This window comes from Sphingomonas quercus (assembly GCF_018863195.1).
Taxonomy (GTDB): Bacteria; Pseudomonadota; Alphaproteobacteria; order Sphingomonadales; family Sphingomonadaceae; genus Solisphingomonas; species Solisphingomonas quercus.
The window spans coordinates 66,889-83,976 of the sequence record NZ_JAHKRT010000002.1; the positions used below are offsets into that span (position 1 = coordinate 66,889).

Annotated in this window: 18 protein-coding genes; 11 read left to right on the plus strand and 7 right to left on the minus strand. The window is 68.3% G+C overall.

The genetic code is table 11. The annotated features are described in order from the left end of the window. Nucleotides 1-119: 119 nt before the first annotated feature. The 4 genes from hemE (at nucleotide 120) to KOF26_RS03535 (ending at nucleotide 3,802) form a co-directional block, all read left to right on the plus strand. Nucleotides 120-1,148 carry a uroporphyrinogen decarboxylase gene (hemE, locus tag KOF26_RS03520; protein WP_216320239.1) on the plus strand — a complete coding sequence of 343 codons (1,029 nt, stop codon included), beginning with the start codon at nucleotides 120-122 and terminating at the stop codon, nucleotides 1,146-1,148. A gap of 3 nt (nucleotides 1,149-1,151) precedes the next feature. Further along, entirely contained in the window at nucleotides 1,152-1,607 is a 456-nt protein-coding gene (locus KOF26_RS03525; protein ID WP_216320242.1) for a CopD family protein, read from the plus strand. 140 nt (nucleotides 1,608-1,747) lie between these two features. Beyond that, the gene (gene rho / locus KOF26_RS03530) at nucleotides 1,748-3,004 is read left to right on the plus strand and encodes a transcription termination factor Rho (protein ID WP_216320245.1); all 1,257 of its coding nucleotides are present in this window, start codon (nucleotides 1,748-1,750) and stop codon (nucleotides 3,002-3,004) included. Nucleotides 3,005-3,130: 126 nt separating this feature from the next. Beyond that, nucleotides 3,131-3,802 (plus strand): TerC family protein, encoded by a 672-nt coding sequence (locus tag KOF26_RS03535; RefSeq protein ID WP_216320248.1) that lies wholly within the window; start codon nucleotides 3,131-3,133, stop codon nucleotides 3,800-3,802. A gap of 20 nt (nucleotides 3,803-3,822) precedes the next feature. Here the strand turns inward: KOF26_RS03535 and KOF26_RS03540 are convergent, their stop codons facing one another. Both KOF26_RS03540 and KOF26_RS03545 read right to left on the minus strand, forming a co-directional pair. After that, on the minus strand, nucleotides 3,823-4,809 hold the full coding sequence (locus KOF26_RS03540; protein WP_216320252.1) for a quinone oxidoreductase family protein: 987 nt from the start codon (nucleotides 4,807-4,809) through the stop codon (nucleotides 3,823-3,825). Then, the gene (locus KOF26_RS03545; RefSeq protein WP_216320255.1) at nucleotides 4,806-5,492 is read right to left on the minus strand and encodes a dienelactone hydrolase family protein; all 687 of its coding nucleotides are present in this window, start codon (nucleotides 5,490-5,492) and stop codon (nucleotides 4,806-4,808) included. The genes KOF26_RS03540 and KOF26_RS03545 overlap by 4 nt, the downstream gene beginning before the upstream one ends. Before the next feature lie 81 nt (nucleotides 5,493-5,573). Between KOF26_RS03545 and KOF26_RS03550 the strand changes: the two genes are divergently transcribed. From KOF26_RS03550 to KOF26_RS03575, 6 genes are read left to right on the plus strand one after another with little or no spacing between them, the layout of a single operon-like run. Further along, nucleotides 5,574-5,810, plus strand: a complete 237-nt coding sequence (locus KOF26_RS03550; protein WP_216320258.1) for a DUF6489 family protein — start codon at nucleotides 5,574-5,576, stop codon at nucleotides 5,808-5,810. Further along, nucleotides 5,811-7,100, plus strand: a complete 1,290-nt coding sequence (gene mnmE / locus KOF26_RS03555; protein WP_216320261.1) for a tRNA uridine-5-carboxymethylaminomethyl(34) synthesis GTPase MnmE — start codon at nucleotides 5,811-5,813, stop codon at nucleotides 7,098-7,100. Further along, the gene (gene mnmG, locus KOF26_RS03560; protein WP_216320276.1) at nucleotides 7,101-8,807 is read left to right on the plus strand and encodes a tRNA uridine-5-carboxymethylaminomethyl(34) synthesis enzyme MnmG; all 1,707 of its coding nucleotides are present in this window, start codon (nucleotides 7,101-7,103) and stop codon (nucleotides 8,805-8,807) included. It begins immediately after the preceding gene. Beyond that, nucleotides 8,804-9,424 carry a 16S rRNA (guanine(527)-N(7))-methyltransferase RsmG gene (gene rsmG, locus KOF26_RS03565; protein ID WP_216320294.1) on the plus strand — a complete coding sequence of 207 codons (621 nt, stop codon included), beginning with the start codon at nucleotides 8,804-8,806 and terminating at the stop codon, nucleotides 9,422-9,424. Before mnmG ends, rsmG begins: the two co-directional genes overlap by 4 nt. Beyond that, nucleotides 9,421-10,212, plus strand: coding sequence for a ParA family protein (locus KOF26_RS03570; protein WP_216320297.1), 792 nt, complete (start codon nucleotides 9,421-9,423; stop codon nucleotides 10,210-10,212). Before rsmG ends, KOF26_RS03570 begins: the two co-directional genes overlap by 4 nt. Beyond that, nucleotides 10,209-11,105: a ParB/RepB/Spo0J family partition protein gene (locus KOF26_RS03575; RefSeq protein WP_216320300.1), complete on the plus strand. Its 897-nt coding sequence runs from the start codon at nucleotides 10,209-10,211 to the stop codon at nucleotides 11,103-11,105. The genes KOF26_RS03570 and KOF26_RS03575 overlap by 4 nt, the downstream gene beginning before the upstream one ends. Here the strand turns inward: KOF26_RS03575 and holA are convergent. From holA to KOF26_RS03595, 4 genes are read right to left on the minus strand one after another with little or no spacing between them, the layout of a single operon-like run. Next, nucleotides 11,102-12,124, minus strand: a complete 1,023-nt coding sequence (gene holA / locus KOF26_RS03580; protein ID WP_216320303.1) for a DNA polymerase III subunit delta — start codon at nucleotides 12,122-12,124, stop codon at nucleotides 11,102-11,104. The genes KOF26_RS03575 and holA overlap by 4 nt on opposite strands. Further along, nucleotides 12,121-12,621, minus strand: coding sequence for an LPS assembly lipoprotein LptE (lptE, locus tag KOF26_RS03585; protein ID WP_216320306.1), 501 nt, complete (start codon nucleotides 12,619-12,621; stop codon nucleotides 12,121-12,123). The genes holA and lptE overlap by 4 nt, the downstream gene beginning before the upstream one ends. After that, nucleotides 12,618-15,125 carry a leucine--tRNA ligase gene (leuS, locus tag KOF26_RS03590; protein WP_216320309.1) on the minus strand — a complete coding sequence of 836 codons (2,508 nt, stop codon included), beginning with the start codon at nucleotides 15,123-15,125 and terminating at the stop codon, nucleotides 12,618-12,620. The genes lptE and leuS overlap by 4 nt, the downstream gene beginning before the upstream one ends. Before the next feature lie 17 nt (nucleotides 15,126-15,142). Continuing rightward, the gene (locus tag KOF26_RS03595) at nucleotides 15,143-15,595 is read right to left on the minus strand and encodes a DUF3576 domain-containing protein (RefSeq protein ID WP_216320313.1); all 453 of its coding nucleotides are present in this window, start codon (nucleotides 15,593-15,595) and stop codon (nucleotides 15,143-15,145) included. 204 nt (nucleotides 15,596-15,799) lie between these two features. Between KOF26_RS03595 and KOF26_RS03600 the strand changes: the two genes are divergently transcribed. Then, entirely contained in the window at nucleotides 15,800-16,546 is a 747-nt protein-coding gene (locus tag KOF26_RS03600) for a hypothetical protein (protein ID WP_216320315.1), read from the plus strand. On the opposite strand, the gene KOF26_RS03605 is transcribed toward KOF26_RS03600, so the two are convergent. Further along, nucleotides 16,519-17,076, minus strand: coding sequence for a thiamine phosphate synthase (locus KOF26_RS03605; RefSeq protein ID WP_216320318.1), 558 nt, complete (start codon nucleotides 17,074-17,076; stop codon nucleotides 16,519-16,521). The genes KOF26_RS03600 and KOF26_RS03605 overlap by 28 nt on opposite strands. Between the last annotated feature and the right edge of the window lie 12 nt (nucleotides 17,077-17,088).

Here is a 17,088-nt window from a genome sequence, read left to right on the forward strand (position 1 = left end):
CACGGTCGGGGCATCCGGAGAGTCAAGCTGTTGGCAAAATCAGGCGGCGTGAATAAACCCCGCTGGTCAGGGGTCCTACTATCTCCTTCAACCTCTCTAAGAATCTTAAAGGAATGATTATGAGCGTCGCGCCCGACCGGCCCTTGCTCGCCGTGCTGCGGGGTGAACGCCGCGATCCGCCGCCCGTCTGGCTGATGCGCCAGGCCGGGCGATACCTGCCCGAATATCGCGCGCTCCGTGCCGAGAAGGGGGGATTCCTCGATCTCGTCCATGACAGCGCCGCCGCCGCCGAGGTGACGCTGCAACCGGTACGCCGCTTCGGCATGGATGGTGCGATCCTGTTTTCCGACATCCTCGTCATCCCCCACGCCATGGGCCAGGACCTGTGGTTCGCAGAAGGCGAGGGGCCGCGCCTCGCCCCGCGTCTTGCAGACGCGCCGCTGGAGGCACTTCGGCCGGCACCGGAGCGGCTCGACCCGGTCTATGAGACGGTACGCCAGGTCGCCGCCGCGCTGCCGCCGGCGGTGACCCTGCTCGGCTTCGCGGGCAGCCCGTGGACGGTCGCGACCTACATGATCAACGGCCGCGGCTCCAGGGAGCAGGCCGAGGCGCGACGGCTGGCCTATGGCGACCCGTCGAGGATGCAGGCGCTGATCGATGCGCTGGTGACGGCGACGATCGATTATCTCTGCGGTCAGATCGCCGCTGGCGTCCATGCCGTGCAGCTGTTCGACAGCTGGTCGGGCAGCCTCGCCCCGACCGAGTTCGAGCGCTGGGTGATCGCGCCGACCGCGGCGATCGTCGCCGGCGTCAAGGCGCGACATCCGGACGTGCCGGTGATCGGCTTCCCCAAGGGCGCGGGCGGGAAGCTCCCGGCCTATGCCCGCGAGACCGGCGTCGATGCGATCGGGCTGGACGAGACGGTGGATCCGCGATGGGCGGATGCGTCGCTGCCCGAGGGCCTGCCGGTGCAGGGCAATCTCGATCCGCTGGCGCTGGTGACCGGTGGCGCCGCGCTGGACGATGCCGTAGCGCGCATCCGCGCCGCTTTCGTGGAACGTCCCCATGTCTTCAATCTCGGCCATGGCATCGTGCCGGATGCCCCGATCCCCCATGTCGAACGGCTGATCAGCCTGCTAAGGGGCTGATCCATGAGCGGGTTTCTCGGGAACGCCTACCCCTGGGTGAAGGCGCTGCACGTCATCTTCGTCATCTTCTGGATGGCGGGGCTGTTCATGTTGCCGCGCTTCCTCGTCTATCATCGCGCCACCGTTCCGGGATCGGCCGAGGACGCGCTGTGGATCGAGCGCGAACGCCGCCTCCGCCGCATCATCATCACGCCGGCGATGGTCGCGGTGTGGCTGCTCGGGCTGGCGCTGGCCGTCAATCTCGGCCTCCTCGACGGCGCGCCGGGGCTGGGCTGGCTCCATGCCAAGCTGGCGCTGGTGTTCCTGCTCTCGGGTTATCATGGCTGGATGACGGGCACCGCCCGCAAGATGGCGTCCGGCCTTCGCCCGGGCAGCGATCGCGGGCTGCGACTCGCCAATGAGATACCGAGCCTGGCCACGATCCTGATCGTCATCCTGGTCATCGTCCGGCCGTTCTGACCCGGCTTGACTTGGCCTGCGGGCGCACTTAGGTCCGTTGGAAAGAAGCGCCGGCCGTTCGCGCCAGAGCGCCCCTCCTCAGCATCACCGCGATCTTCACGATAACGCTGTGCTCACCTTTCCAGCCGGACCATAGTCTCATGCACCTCAAGGACCTCAAGTCGAAAGCCCCCGCCGAACTCGTCGCCATGGCCGAGGAGCTGGGCGTCGAAGGGGCGTCGACATTACGCAAGCAGGACCTGATGTTCGCCATCCTCAAGGTGCAGGCGGAGAATGGCGAGCAGATCATGGGGCTTGGCACGATCGAGGTGCTGCCCGATGGCTTCGGCTTCCTGCGCAGTCCCGAGGCGAACTATCTCGCCGGGCCGGACGACATCTATGTCAGCCCGAACCAGGTGCGGAAATTCGGCCTGCGCACCGGCGACACGGTGGAAGGCGAGATTCGCGAGCCGAAGGACGGCGAGCGCTATTTCGCGCTGACGCGCCTCACCGCAGTCAATTTCGACGACCCGTCGATGGTCCGCCACCGCGTCAATTTCGACAATCTGACCCCGCTTTACCCCGAGGTGAAGCTCACGCTCGATCCGCAGGATCCGACCGTCAAGGACAAGTCGGCGCGCGTCATCGACATCATCGCCCCGCAGGGCAAGGGCCAGCGCGCGCTGATCGTCGCCCCGCCGCGCGTCGGCAAGACGGTGCTGCTCCAGAACATCGCCAAGGCGATCACTGACAACCACCCGGAAGTGTTCCTGATCGTGCTGCTCATCGACGAGCGGCCGGAGGAAGTCACCGACATGCAGCGCTCGGTGAAGGGGGAGGTGATCTCCTCCACCTTCGACGAGCCGGCCTCGCGCCACGTGCAGGTGGCCGAAATGGTCATCGAAAAGGCCAAGCGCCTCGTCGAGCACAAGAAGGACGTGGTGATCCTGCTGGATTCGATCACTCGCCTTGGCCGCGCCTACAACACCGTGGTGCCGTCTTCCGGCAAGGTGCTGACCGGCGGCGTCGACGCCAATGCGTTGCAGCGGCCGAAGCGCTTCTTCGGCGCCGCCCGCAACATCGAGGAGGGTGGCTCGCTATCGATCATCGCCACCGCGCTGATCGACACCGGCAGCCGCATGGACGAGGTGATCTTCGAGGAATTCAAGGGCACCGGCAATTCCGAGATCGTGCTCGACCGCAAGGTGGCGGACAAGCGCATCTTCCCGGCGATGGACGTCGGCAAGTCCGGCACGCGCAAGGAAGAGCTGCTCGTCGACAAGGCGAAGCTGTCCAAGATGTGGGTGCTGCGCCGTATCCTCATGCAGATGGGCACCATCGACGCGATGGAGTTCCTGCTCGACAAGATGCGCGATTCCAAGACCAACGAGGATTTCTTCGAATCCATGAACCAGTAAGCGGGCGGCGGCCCCGGCCGCCCCTGTTTCGGTTCATTGCCGGGGCGGTCTCGCCGGACCCTCTGCTGGCGCGCGTCGTTCGGAACGCTATGAGCGGTGACGCGCTCTCCTTCTGACGGAAACACGATGCTCGAGCTCTGGAACCAGATCGTCACCGACTTCTCGAACCTGGGCTCGCCGTCCGCGCTGGCGGCGTTCACCCAGGTGCTGATGATCGACGTGATGCTCGCCGGCGATAACGCCGTGGTCGTCGGCGCGCTCGCGGCGGGCCTGCCTGCGGACCAGCGGCGCAAGGTCATCATGATCGGCATCCTCGCCGCTCTGGTGCTGCGCATCGTCTTCGCCCTGGGGGTGACCCAGCTGCTGCAGGTGGTCGGCCTCGTCTTTGCGGGCGGCATCCTGCTGCTGTGGGTGGCGTGGAAGATGTGGCGCGAGCTGCGTCACCAGACGGAAAGCGCGGGCTCCCCCGAAATCGAGGGAGACGAGCATTCCGGCGTCAGGCCGGCCAAGAGCTTCGCGCAGGCCGCATGGGCGGTGGCCCTCGCCGATGTGTCGATGAGCCTCGACAACGTGCTCGGCGTTGCCGGCGCGGCACGGGAACACCCGGGCATTCTCATCGTCGGCTTGCTGCTGTCGGTGGCGATGATGGGCGTCGCCGCGAACCTGCTGGCGCGCGTGATCGGCCGCTATCGCTGGATCGCCTATGTCGGTCTGGTGGTGATCCTCTACGTCGCCGGGCGCATGATCTATGACGGCATTGTCGATCCGCAGGTGGGCGTGGGCCGGCTGTTCGCCTGATCCCACGCCTGCGAGGCCGCTCAGGGCAGCAAGACGATCGATCCGGTGGTGCTGCGGCTTTCGAGCCGCCGATGCACCTCAGCGGCCTCCTCCAGCGGCATGGAGAGGCCGATCGGCACCGTGACCTTGCCCGAACCGATCATCTCGAAGAGCCGCGCCGCCGAGGCGCGCATGGACTCCGGCGTATCGACATAATTGCCGAGCGTCGGCCGGGTCAGGAACAGTGAGCCGCGGCGGGTCAGCTCGAGCGGGCTGAACGGCGGCACCGGGCCGGAAGCATTGCCATAGGTGATCATCAATCCGCGCTTGGCGAGGCTGTCGAGCGAGGCGGTGAAGCTCGCCGCGCCGACCCCGTCGAAGACGGTGGCGACGCCGGCCCCGCCGGTCAGGCCGCGCACCGCTTCGGCGAGCTGGTCCAGCGGGCAGGACAGCGCCTCATCCGCGCCGAGATCGCGCGCGATCGCCGCCTTCTCAGGCGAGCCGGCATGGGCGATGACCCGCGCGCCGATCGCCTTCAGCCACTGCACGGCTATGCCGCCGACGCCGCCCGCCGCGGCGTGGACGAGCACCGACTGACCCGGCCTGGTGTGGGCGATCTGCTCGATCAGCATCTCCGCGGTGGCGGCCTTGAGCATCGCCGCCGCCGCCGTCTCGAAACTGATGCCGTCAGCCAGCGGCACCAGCGTGTCCGCCTTGACGAGCCGATGCGAGGCATAGCCGCCGGGGCCGCCTGTGAACCACGCCACCCGATCGCCGGCGGCGAAGCCACTGACCTCGGCACCGACGGCGACGATCTCGCCCGCCGCCTCGCTGCCCGGCGTGAAGGGCGGGCTCATCGGGTAGAGGCCGGAGCGCTGATAGGTGTCGATGAAGTTCACTCCGATGGCGCGATGGGCCACCAGCACTTCTCCGGCGCCGGGCACGAGACTGGCGGGATCGAAGCGCTCCGTCTCCAGGGCCTCCGGGCCGCCGATCGTGCGGACGATGATGCGCAGACCGTCGTTCATTTCAGATGCTCCGAGAAAAACGCCGCGGTGCGGCTGTCGGCGAGGGTCGCGGCCGCCTCGTCCCGGCGCTTGCCGAACTGGGTGGCGAAGCCATGGTCGACGCCCGGATAATCGTGGATGGTGACGTGCGGGTTGGCATCGAGCGCCTCATGGATGGCGCGTCGCTTGTCGGCGTCGATGAAATGGTCGTTCTCGCCGAAATGCAGCAGCACCGGCTTGGCGATGGCATGCGCCTCATTGAGCTTGGACGGGATCGGGCCGCCATAATAGCCGACGCTGGCGTCGGTATCGGTGCGCGTCGCAGCGAGGAAGGCGAGGCCGCCACCCATGCAATAGCCGACGACGCCCACCTTCGGCGCCCCTTGGCCGCGGGCGAATCGGATCGTCGCCTCGATATCGGTCACCCCGTCATCCAGGTTATATTGGTTCATATAATCAATAGCTTGCTGGAATTGCTCGGGTACGTCCGGATCAAGCTCAAGCCCGCGCACTTGCCGCCAGAATAGGTCGATGGCGATGGCCCGCCAGCCCTGGGCGGCCAAGGCATCGCATTTGGCGCGGATGCCGGCATTGGTGCCGAATATCTCCTGAATGACGATGATCGTCGGGGCATCTTCCGGGCCGGCCGCGTAGGCGCCAAAGCTGTCCTTGCTATCGAGAGTGGGAATCGAGAGATTGAACATGAGGCTATGCTCCTGAACCCGTGACGCGCGCCTTCTTCTACGGCAAGCACGGGCCGGCTCAAGCGGAACGCAAGGGGACTTATGAAGATCAGCGTCGACATTGATTGCACGCCTGAGGAGGCCCGGCGCTTCATGGGCCTCCCCGACATGGCGCCGGTGCATGATATCTATCTCGACAAGCTCAAATCCGCGCTCGATAGCGGCATCGGCAGCGGCACCGTCGAATCGCTGCTGAAGAACTGGGCGCCGATGGGCGAGGCGGGCATGGCGATGTGGCGCCAGCTCGTCGATCAGATGGGCAATACGCCGAAGACCTGAGTGGCCTCGAACCCGGACACGATCTTCGCCCTGTCGAGCGGCGCGCCGCCGGCGGGTATCGCGGTTATCCGCGTGAGCGGTCCCGCCGCGGCACGGGTGGCAACGGCGCTGGCCGGGCCGCTGCCAGCGCCGCGCCGCGCCGTGCTGCGGCGGATCACCCTGGGGGAGGAGCTGATCGACCAAGGTCTGCTGCTGTGGTTTCCCGAGCAGTCCGGGAGCATCACCGGCGAGGATCTCGCCGAGTTCCATGTCCATGGCGGACGCGCCGTCGTCGCTCGTCTGCTGGCGGTACTCGGCGCGCAGCCTGGGCTGCGGCTTGCCGAGGCGGGGGAGTTCAGCCGCCGTGCCTTGCTGAACGGGCGGATCGGACTGGTCCAGGCAGAAGCGCTGTCGGACCTGTTGCTCGCCGACACCGAGACGGAGCGGCGCGCGGCGCTCGGCGCGTTCGACGGCGCGCTCGGCTCCCGGATCGAGGGGTGGCGGCGGGCGCTCGTCGCCCTGTCGGCAGAAGCCGAGGCCCTGCTCGATTATAGCGACGAGGGCGATGTCGCGGAGGGCGCGGGCGATGCGCATCTCCGCGCACAGCTCGCTGCTCTCGGCGGGGAACTGGCGGCGATGCTCGGTCAGCCGACCAGTGAGGAACTGCGTGAGGGCGTGTCGGTGGTGCTCGCCGGCCCGCCCAACAGCGGCAAGTCCTCGCTGTTCAATGCGCTGGTTGGCCGCGACGCGGCGATCGTGACGGCGACAGCAGGAACAACGCGTGACGTCATCGAATTGCCGATGGTCGTATCCGGCCAGCGTATCCGCCTGATCGACACTGCCGGCGTCCGCGAGACTGCCGATGAAATCGAGGCGATCGGCATTGCGCGCGCTCGCCGGGCCGCGGCGGTGGGCGATCTGGTGATCTGGACGGGTGACGGGCCACCGCCCGAGATGTCCGACAATCTTCTGCATATCCACGCACGATGCGATGCACCTGGACGGGAGCAGCCTTCGGGGCGGCTGGCGGTGGCCGCGTCCGGTACCGGCATAACCGCTCTGCTCGACTGGGTCGCCGAACGCGCCGCAGCTGTTCAGCATTGCGGGGCGGGCGTGGTGTTGAACGCGCGGCAGCGGGAGGCGGTGCGCGAGCTGTCCGGCCACCTTGCGCATGCCGCGGCGCAGCATGATCTGTTGGTGATAGCGGAGTCTCTGCGGCAAGGGCGGCTTGTTCTCGATCGTCTGACGGGACATGCCGACCTTGCGGCGGTAATGGACGAATTGTTCGGTCGTTTTTGCGTCGGGAAGTGAATGTTTCACGTGGAACATGATGTCATCATCATCGGCGGGGGCCATGCCGGGTGCGAAGCGGCGGCGGCGGCGGCACGGAGAGGCGCGCGTGTCGCGCTGGTCACCTTCGACCCGTCGATGGTCGGCGCCATGTCCTGCAATCCCGCGATCGGCGGGGTGGGCAAGGGCCACCTGGTGCGCGAAGTCGAGGTGTTCGGGGGGCTCATCGCTCGCGCCGCCGACGCGGCGGCAATCCATTATCGCATGCTCAATCGCAGCCGGGGAAGGGCCGTGTGGGGGCCAAGGGTGCAGGCCGACAGGCGTCTGTTCAAGAGCGCGATCCAGCAGGCGATCGCGTCCAACGCGGGCGTCGCCGTTGTCGCGGGCGAGGCCGCTCGGCTGATGCTTGAGGGCCACCAGATCCGAGGTGCGGCACTGGCTGACGGGACCTGCCTCCGCGCTCCCTCGGTCGTGATCGCGTCGGGCACGTTTCTCGGCGGCAAGCTGTTCTGCGGCCGTGAGCAGGTGGGCGGCGGCCGTGTCGGTGAGCGCGCCTCCCTGCACCTTGCCGAGCAGTTGCGCGAGCTGGCGCCCACCGGGCGGCTCAAGACCGGAACGCCGCCGCGCCTGGATGGGCGAACGATCAACTGGGCTCGTCTTCAAACCCAGCCGAGCGACGTGGAGCCGTGGACGATGGCGCCCTATACGATGGCCGTTCGCCACCCTCAGGTCGCTTGCGCCATTACCCGCACCAACGAGGCGACGCATCGGCTGATCGAGGATCATGCCGACGAATCGCCGTTATATTCCGGTGATATCGAAGGGGTAGGGCCGCGTTATTGCCCGTCGATCGAGGACAAGGTCCGCCGCTTCGGAGACCGCGACGGGCACCAGATCTTCCTCGAACCGGAAGGGCTGCGCGATCCTTTGGTCTATCCCAATGGTATTTCGACATCGCTCCCGCCCGTAACACAACTCGCGTTCCTGCGGACGATCGAGGGTCTGGAGCGGGCGGAGATCATCCAACCGGGCTATGCGGTGGAGTATGATTTCCTCGACCCGCGTCATCTGGGGGCAACGCTGGAGAGTCGCGAGATCGGCGGATTGTTTCTGGCTGGACAGGTCAACGGCACGACGGGTTATGAAGAGGCGGCTGGGCAAGGGCTGGTCGCCGGCCTTAACGCCGCCGCCCACGCGCTCGGGCTCGCGCCCGTGCTGCTGGATCGACGGGATAGCTATTTAGGGGTCATGATCGATGACCTCACCCTGCAGGGCGTTAGTGAACCCTATCGAATGCTCACTGCCCGCGCCGAGCACCGGCTCCATCTCCGCTCCGACAATGCCGAGGCGCGGCTCTTCGCCGCCGCAGAGGCAGCAGGATGCCTTGATGCCGGGCGGCTCGCCGAAGGGCGCGAACGCATGGCGGCGCGCGCCGCCTGGCAGCCGGGCGACGTTGGGGGGGCGGTCGACGAGGAGATGGCTGAGACGCATCACTATGCACCCTATGTGGCGCGCGCTCATGCCCAGGTTGCACGTGAGCAGGCGGGCGGACACCTGCCGATTCCCGTCGAACTCGACTATGGCGCGGTGGGTGGCCTCTCGATTGAAATGCGGGCCCGCCTGGACGCCGCCCGCCCGGCGACGATCGCCGACGCCCAACGAATCCGTGGCATTAGTCCTGCTGCGGTCACGGCACTGCTGCTCGCCTGCCGTCGCCACGCCGCATGAGCCCGCCGCCTCCGCCCTTCCTCGACGCAATTGTTTCACGTGAAACACGGGACAGGCTCGAGGCCTTTGTCGCCTTGCTGATCGCCGAAAATGAGCGCCAGAATCTCATCGCGGCGTCGACGATCCCCGGCATCTGGGTCCGTCACATCGTCGACGGGCTCCAGCTTGCCCCGCTCGCTCCGCGCGCGGGAGCATGGCTCGACATTGGCAGCGGCGCAGGTTTGCCCGGCCTGGTCGTCGCTATAGTGAGACCTGACGCGCCCATGACTCTTATAGAGCCTCGCGCGCGCCGGGCGACGTTTCTGGAAGAGGCCGCGAAAAATTTAGGTCTCACCAATGTCTCCGTCGTCGCGGCAAAGGCGGAGGCGGCGCATCCATCACCCGCTGCGGTAATCAGCGCGCGCGCCGTCGCCCGGCTCGATGCATTGCTGGCTATCGGCCAACGCCACGCCGGCCCCGATACGGTCTGGCTGCTGCCGAAGGGACGAAGCGCAGCGGAAGAACTGGCGATAACGCGCCGGACATGGCAGGGTAGCTTCAGGCTGATTCCTAGCCTGACAGACCCGGAGGCGTCGATCATCATGGTACGCGACGTCCGGCGAAAGGCCGGCCGATGATCCGTATTGCCATCGCCAATCAAAAAGGCGGGGTGGGGAAGACCACGACCGCGATCAATCTCGCCACCGGTCTCGCCGCGGCGGGGCGCCGCGTGCTGCTGCTCGATCTTGATCCGCAAGGCAACGCCTCGACCGGGCTCGGCCTGCGTCGCGGGCAGCGTGCCCATACCAGCTATGAGCTGCTCGGCGGTGAGACGACGCTCGCCGAAGCAGCCTTGGCGACCAACGTGCCGCGCGTCGATATCATCCCATCCACCGTCGACCTGTCCGGCGCCGAGGTTGAGCTCGCCGACGCTGAGGGCCGCGCCTACCGCCTGCGCGAGGCGCTGAGCGAGGAACAGGCCGGCGGCCGCTGGGACGTGTGCCTGATGGATTGCCCCCCGTCGCTCGGCCTGCTGACCGTCAACGCGCTGACCGCGGCGGATCATGTGCTGGTGCCGCTTCAGTGCGAGTTCTTCGCGTTGGAAGGGCTGAGCCAGCTGCTCAAGACGGTGGAGCGTGTCCGCGCCGGCCTCAATCCCGTGCTGGACATCATCGGCGTGGTGCTGACCATGTATGACCGGCGTAATCGCCTGTCCGACCAGGTGGCGCAGGATGCGCGCGCCGTGCTCGGCGACACCGTGTTCGAGACGACGATCCCGCGCAATGTGCGTCTGTCCGAGGCGCCGAGCCATGGCCTGCCGGCATTGGTCTATGATCATCGCTGCCCCGGCTCGGAGGCCTATATCGCCTTGTCGCGCGAGCTGATCGGTCGGCTGTCCGGCAGCCCCGCAAAGGTCGCGGCATGAGCGCCGCCGAACCGCGTCGCCGCCCGAGCGGGCTCGGGCGGGGCCTGTCGGCCCTGTTCGGCGAGGTCGCCGAAGAGCAATCGATCGCCCCCGGTGCGAGCTCGCGCCCCGGGGTGACGATGGTGCCGGTGTCGCATATGCGCCCGCATCCCGGCCAGCCGCGCCGCCACTTCGACGAGGCAGCGCTGGCCGAGCTTGCCGAGTCGATCGGCCAGCGCGGGCTGATCCAGCCGATCGTGGTGCGGCCGCATGGCAGCGGCGAGTTCCAGATCGTCGCCGGCGAACGCCGCTGGCGTGCTGCGCAGCGCGCGCAACTCCATGAAGTGCCAGTGTTGATCCGCGAGTTCGGCGATGCCGAGACGCTGGAAGTGGCGCTGATCGAGAATATCCAGCGTCAGGATCTCAACGCCATCGAAGAGGCGGAGGCCTATCAGCGCCTCGTCGACGATTATGGTCATGGCCAGGAGGATATCGGCAAGCTCGTCGGCAAGTCGCGCAGCCATATCGCCAATCTGTTGCGCCTGCTGACCTTGCCCGAGTCCGTGCGGACGGCGGTGGCTGATGGGCGGCTCTCGATGGGCCATGCGCGCGCGCTGGTCACCGCCGGCGATCCGGCGGCACTGGCCGCTGAGGTGATCGGGCGGGGCCTGTCGGTACGCGAGACCGAGGCGCTTGCCCGCGGCGGCGCGCCGGCGAGGCGGACGGCGCGATCGGCCAAGCCCGCCGCCCTGCGCGACGCCGATACGGAGGCGCTGGAACGTCAGCTCGGCGACATGCTCGGCCTCAAGGTGTCGATCCATCATGGCGAGGGCGGCGGCAATGTGACGCTCGCCTATTCCTCGCTCGATCAGCTCGACATGATCTGCCAGCGGCTGAGCGGCGGAAGCATCTAGCGCGCGCGGGCGGCGTTGCGCGCGATCACGCCCAGTTCCGTTTCTATCGCCAGCTCGCCCGGCCCGCGCGCGGACATCGCCGCGCGGCCGGCCTGGGCGATGCGCTCCAGCGCGGTTGCGGCGCGCGCCGGCGTCCAGCGGCGAAGCTGTTGCGCCACCGCCTCCTGCTCGCGCGGGTAGACGCCGCTGCCGGGTCGGCCGAGCACGCTGCCGATGCTGTTGCCGGCTGCCACCTGGCCGCTCAGCTCCGCGAGCAGCAGCAGCCGACGCTGCACGGCGCGGACCAGCGGCACGCCGCTCGTTCCGATCGCGGCGAGTCGGGCCAGCTCCGCCTCGGCGCCGCGCGGGTCGCCGGAAAGCACGGCAGCGACCAGCCGGTTCAAGTCCGCCTCGCCGGCATCGGCGGAGAGCGCGTCCACGACCTCGTGGGTCAGCTCGACCGGGCCTTCCGGCGTGGCATCGAGAAAGAGCGCATATTTGCCGATCTCGGAAGCAAGGATGGCGCGGTCGCCGCCGGCCGCCGTCGCCAGTCGCCGGGCGACGTCATTGTCGATGCGCAACCCTTGGGCGCGGCCCTCGTCGACCGCCAGCCGTTCCATGTCCTGGGCGCTGAGCGGATAGCTGGCGAAGGCCATCGCTAGCGGGGAGGCGAGGGCGAGCTTGAGCAGTTTGGAGGTGGCGCGCAATGTGCCGGCGATCACCACCGCGGGATTGCCGGCGGCGTTCGCCTCCAGCAGCGCGGCGACCGCGTCGGTTACCTCGTCGCCGGCACCTTCGACGCGGATGTGTCGCGCGTCACCGAACAGCGACACCGACGCCGCCTCGTCGGCCAGCCGGGCCGGATCGGCTTTGAGCTGGCCGGGCGCAAGATCGACGCGTTCGGAGCCCGCCCCCATGGCTGCGGCCAGTTCATCAGCCAATGCGCGCGAACCGGCCTCATCGGGCCCGTGCAGCAGGAAAAGCCGGACATTGCCCGGCCGGCGCAACGCCGGCCCGATCTGGCCGCGATTCGCCTTCACTTCGTCCGTGAGGCGTAGAGCGCCAGACGGGCGACGATCTGGTCCGCCACATCCTCGGTCAGCCGCTCCAGCGCGGACTGCTCGGCGGCGACCGTGGCATATTCCGAGCTGACCACGTCGATGCCCGCGTCAGAGCCGGCGGTCGCATCGAGCAACACGGTGCCGCGATCGGCAGCGACCAGCCGGTAGCGCGCGCGCAGCGTCCGCCGCTCGCGGGTCACCGCATTGTCGGCGCGCACGCCGAAGCCGGTGATGTGATCGTCCAGCTCGACCTCGAGCCGGTAGAGTGCCGGGCCGCCATGATTCAGCCGGTCGTTGAGCGCATTGCGCATCAGCCAGCCATTCTGGCCCCCGATCGGCCCGACCTCCACGCCGGCCAGCGCCGTCGCCACCTTGCCGTCGCCACCGCCGGCATAGAGCGGCCGGAGCCCGCAGCCGGAAAGCAGCGGCGCCGGCAGCAGCAGCGCAAGCGCGATGAGGGGCGCGCGGCGGGTCATGCGACGATGTTCACCAGCCGGTCCGGCACCACGATCACCTTCTTCGGCGCGGCGCCGGCAAGCACCCGCACGACATTGTCGGAGGCGAGCGCCAGTGCCTCGAGCGCGGCGCGGTCCGTGCCCTTGGCGGTGGTCAGCGTGTCGCGCAGCTTGCCGTTCACCTGTACCGCCACCGTCACCTCGTCATCGACGAGCAGCGCCGGGTCTATCTCGGGCCAGGCGGCATCGGCGATCAGGCCCTGGCCGCCGCATGCCGTCCACGCTTCCTCGGCCAGATGCGGCACCATCGGCGCCACGATCAGCAGCAGCGTGTCCGTTGCCTCGGTGCGCGACGGGCCGGGAGGCGCTTTCTCGATCGCGTTGGCCAGCTCATAGACCTTGGCGACCGCCTTGTTGAACGACAGCGCCTCGATATCCTCGGCAACACCGGCGACGGTGCGGTGGAGCTTGCGGTCGAGGGCGACGTCGCGCGCGCCCTCTGCGGCGCGTTCGCCCTGCGACAGGCGCCACAGCCGCTGCACGAACCGCCACGCGCCCTCGATGCCGGATTCGCTCCACGGCAAGTCGCGCTCGGGCGGGCTGTCGGAAAGCATGAACCAGCGCACCGCGTCCGCGCCATATTGCTCGACGATCGGCCCCGGATCGACGGTGTTCTTCTTTGACTTGGACATCTTCTCGACGCGGCCGAGCGTCACCGGCTCGCCGGTGGCCACGACCACGCCGTCTCGCACCTCGTCGGGCGCCAGCCAGCGGCCGTCCGGTGCCTTGTAGGTCTCGTGCGTGACCATGCCTTGCGTAAACAGGCCGGCGAACGGCTCGGCGAGATCGATCATGCCGACCCGCGCCAGCGCTCGCGTCCAGAACCGCGCATAGAGGAGATGGAGGATCGCGTGCTCGACGCCGCCAATATACTGGCCCACCGGCAACCACTGCTCGGCAGTGGCGCGATCGAACGGCCTGTCCTGCGGCGCGCTGGCGAAGCGGATGAAATACCAGGAGGAATCGGCGAAGGTATCGAGGGTGTCGGTCTCGCGGACGGCGGGGCCGGCGCAGGACGGGCAGGTGACATGCTTCCATGTCGGATGCCGGTCGAGCGGATTGCCGGGCACGTCGAAAGTCACGTCGTCGGGCAGCACGACCGGAAGCTGATCGCGCGGCACCGGCACGACGCCGCACGCCTCGCAATGGATCACCGGGATCGGCGTGCCCCAGTAACGCTGTCGGGATACGCCCCAGTCGCGCAGTCGCCACACGGTGGTGCCCTGGCCCCATCCTTCCGCCTCGGCGCGGGCGATGACGGCGGCCTTGGCCTCCTCCACGCTCATCCCGGTGAGGAAATCCGAGGCGATGATGCGGCCGGGCCCGGTATAGGCCTCGTCGCCGATCGGCAGCGTCTCGTCGCCGGCGGCGGCGACGACGCGCGGCACCGGAAGCATATATTTGCGGGCGAATTCGAGATCGCGCTGATCGTGCGCCGGCACCGCCATCACCGCGCCGGTGCCATATTCCATCAGCACGAAATTGGCGACGAACACCGGGAGCGTCACGTCCGGCCGCAGCGGATGGACGACGCGCAGGCCGGTATCATAGCCCTTCTTCTCCGCCGTCTCGACTTCGGCGGCGGCGGTGCCGGTGGCGCGGCATTCCTCGATGAAGGTGGCGAGGGCCGGATCATTGGCGGCGAGCGCGGCGCTGATCGGGTGATCGGGCGCGATCGCGGCGAAGCTGGCGCCGAAGATGGTGTCGGGCCGCGTCGAGAACACCTCGAACCCGTCATGGCCGGCGACCGGCTCGGCCAGCGCGAACCGGAAGCGCAGGCCCCGGCTGCGGCCGATCCAGTTGGCCTGCATCAGCTTCACCTTGTCGGGCCAGTGGGCGAGGCCGTCCAGCCCGTCGAGCAGTTCGTCGGCGAAGTCGGTGATCTTGAGGAACCACTGGTTGAGCTTGCGCTTCTCGACCTGCGCACCCGAGCGCCAGCCCTTGCCGTCGATGACCTGCTCATTGGCGAGCACGGTCATGTCGACGGGGTCCCAGTTGACGTAGCTTTCCTTGCGATAGACGAGGCCCGCCTCCAGGAAGGCGAGGAAGATCGCCTGTTCCTGCCCGTAATAATCAGGCTCGCAGGTGGCGAGCTCGCGGCTCCAGTCGAGTGCGAAGCCGAGCGTCTTGAGCTGCGCGCGCATCGCGGCGATGTTGGCCCGGGTCCAGTCGCCGGGGTGCACGCCCTTTTCCATCGCCGCATTCTCGGCGGGCATCCCGAAGGCGTCCCAGCCCATCGGGTGGAGCACTTCCATGCCGCGCATCCGCCGGAAACGGGCGAGCACGTCGCCCATCGTGTAGTTGCGGACATGGCCCATGTGGATCCGCCCGGACGGGTAGGGGAACATCTCCAGCACATAGCTTTTCGGCTTGTTGCTGGCGTCCTGGGCGTGGAACGTGCCGCCGTCTTCCCAGACGCGCTGCCAATGGGAATCCGCCTTGGCGTGATTGAAGCGCTCGGCCATGACCGTCAGTCTGTCCCTCAGCCGGCGACTGCGGTGCGGCGCAGGTCGCGCGCCTTGCCGAGGATGATCTCCTCCAGCTTCTGGACGGTGGCCGCCTGCACGGGCGCGTCGATCCAGTTGCCGCCCTGGTTGATCTGGCGCGCGGCCGCGACGCGCAGCGCATCGGCGCGCAGATCCTGATCGAGGATCGACACCGTCAGCTTCATGCGTTCATTCGGCTGGGAGGGATTGGCATACCAGTCGGTGACGATGACGCCGCCGTTCGAATCCGCCTGCAACAACGGCATGAAGGACAAGGTGTCGAGCGTCGCCCGCCAGAGATAGGCGTTCACGCCGATGGTGGTGACCCTGGATGGCGCGATCTGCTGCCCGACGGGCCGGCCGCCCTTGTTGCGCGCGCACCCTTCCAGCGTGACGCCCAGCGCGAGGACGGCCGTCAACAGGACGGCGGAACGGAAACGGGCGTGCATAGGCGTGAACCTTCAAGGAAATATCGGACGTTTCGCTCTACAGAGCCCGTCCGGCGCGGGCAAGCGAGCCCTCCGGAGGCCGTTGCAGCTGTGTACAGTTCGCAACAGACTCAAATTTATCGTCTTCCATCGCGATATCCGCTCTGACTTGGGTGGCGAGAGGGCGAGTCGCGTGTTAGCGCACCGGATAGGGAGAAGATGTACATGATCCGGGGACGCAAAGGGGCGGGGGGCGCAGCGGCAATTGCCGCGATGCTCGCGCTCGCCCTGATGCCGTCGGCCGGTCAATCCGCGACGCAGACTTCAAAGAAGCGCGTCAGCACCAAGGCGTCGGTGGCGCTCACCGTGCCGTTCGGCTCGTTCACGCCGGCTGCGGCCGATCCGCGGGCGGCGGCGTCGTTCGCGCGGGCGGGCATTGGCGGCCTCGACGCGGCCGGCTTTCGCTTCACGCCCGCCACGGCGCCGGGCAGCCGGCGCGCCGTCACCGTCGCGGTACGCGCACGGCGCACCGATCTGGCCCAGGTCCAGGCCCAGCATGATGTCGTCGCCACCACGCCGGTGGTCACGGCGATCACGCCGACCGCCTACAATCTCGGCGTCTCGGTTGGCTGGAAGCGCTTCGCCATCACCGGCGATGTCGCGCGGGTCGACACCGGCATGATGCCGGGCAGCCGCGAATCGGCCGATGTGGCCTTGTCCTATGGTGGCAAGAACTGGAGCACGCGCGTCGTGCTGGGCGCCGAGCGCGGCTTCGGCACCGGTGCTTCGCTGGTCGGCGCGGACGAAGGCTATTCGGTCGATCTCGGCGGCTCTTATTCGCTGACCCGCAACCTCGCCGTCACCGGTGGCATGCGTTACCGCGTGCAGCGTGATCAGGCGACAGTGGCGCCGCTCGCCGATCTGCGCCGCGACAGCCAGGCCGTCTATCTGGGCACCGCCTTCCGCTTCTGATCCGGCGGCGTCAGCCCGTCGATCGCCGCCCACCCATAGGCGCCGAGCGGCTTCACGCCTGCGAAACGCCCTGCCGTCATACCGCCGAGTGCGATGACCGGCACCCGGGCGGCGCGCGCCAGCATCCCGAATCGCACCCGGCCGAGCGCAGGCGCGCCCGGATGCGAGCGCGTCGGATAGACCGGCGACAGGAAGACGAGATCCGCTCCTGCTCGCTGTGCCGCGATCAGTTCGGCTGCATCATGGACCGGGGCGGAGCGCACGCCGGGCAGGCGCCGCGTCGCAGCGGCATGCCGCCCGTCCGCGCCGCGCAGCGGATGCGGCCCCGCCACCAGCAGCACCAGCCGGCGCCGCCGCGCCACCACGCGCACCGCCATGAACAACGCGCGCCGCGCCGCCCCGTCGAGGCTCAGGTGGCGGAACACCACGCCGCTGCCGCGCGGCAGCGCCGCCAGCGCCGGCCACAGCGCCGGCCCGAGCCGCTCGTCGGTGATCAGCCAGAGCGTGGGGAGGGCGTGGCGCTTGGGCATCAGCCTGCCTAT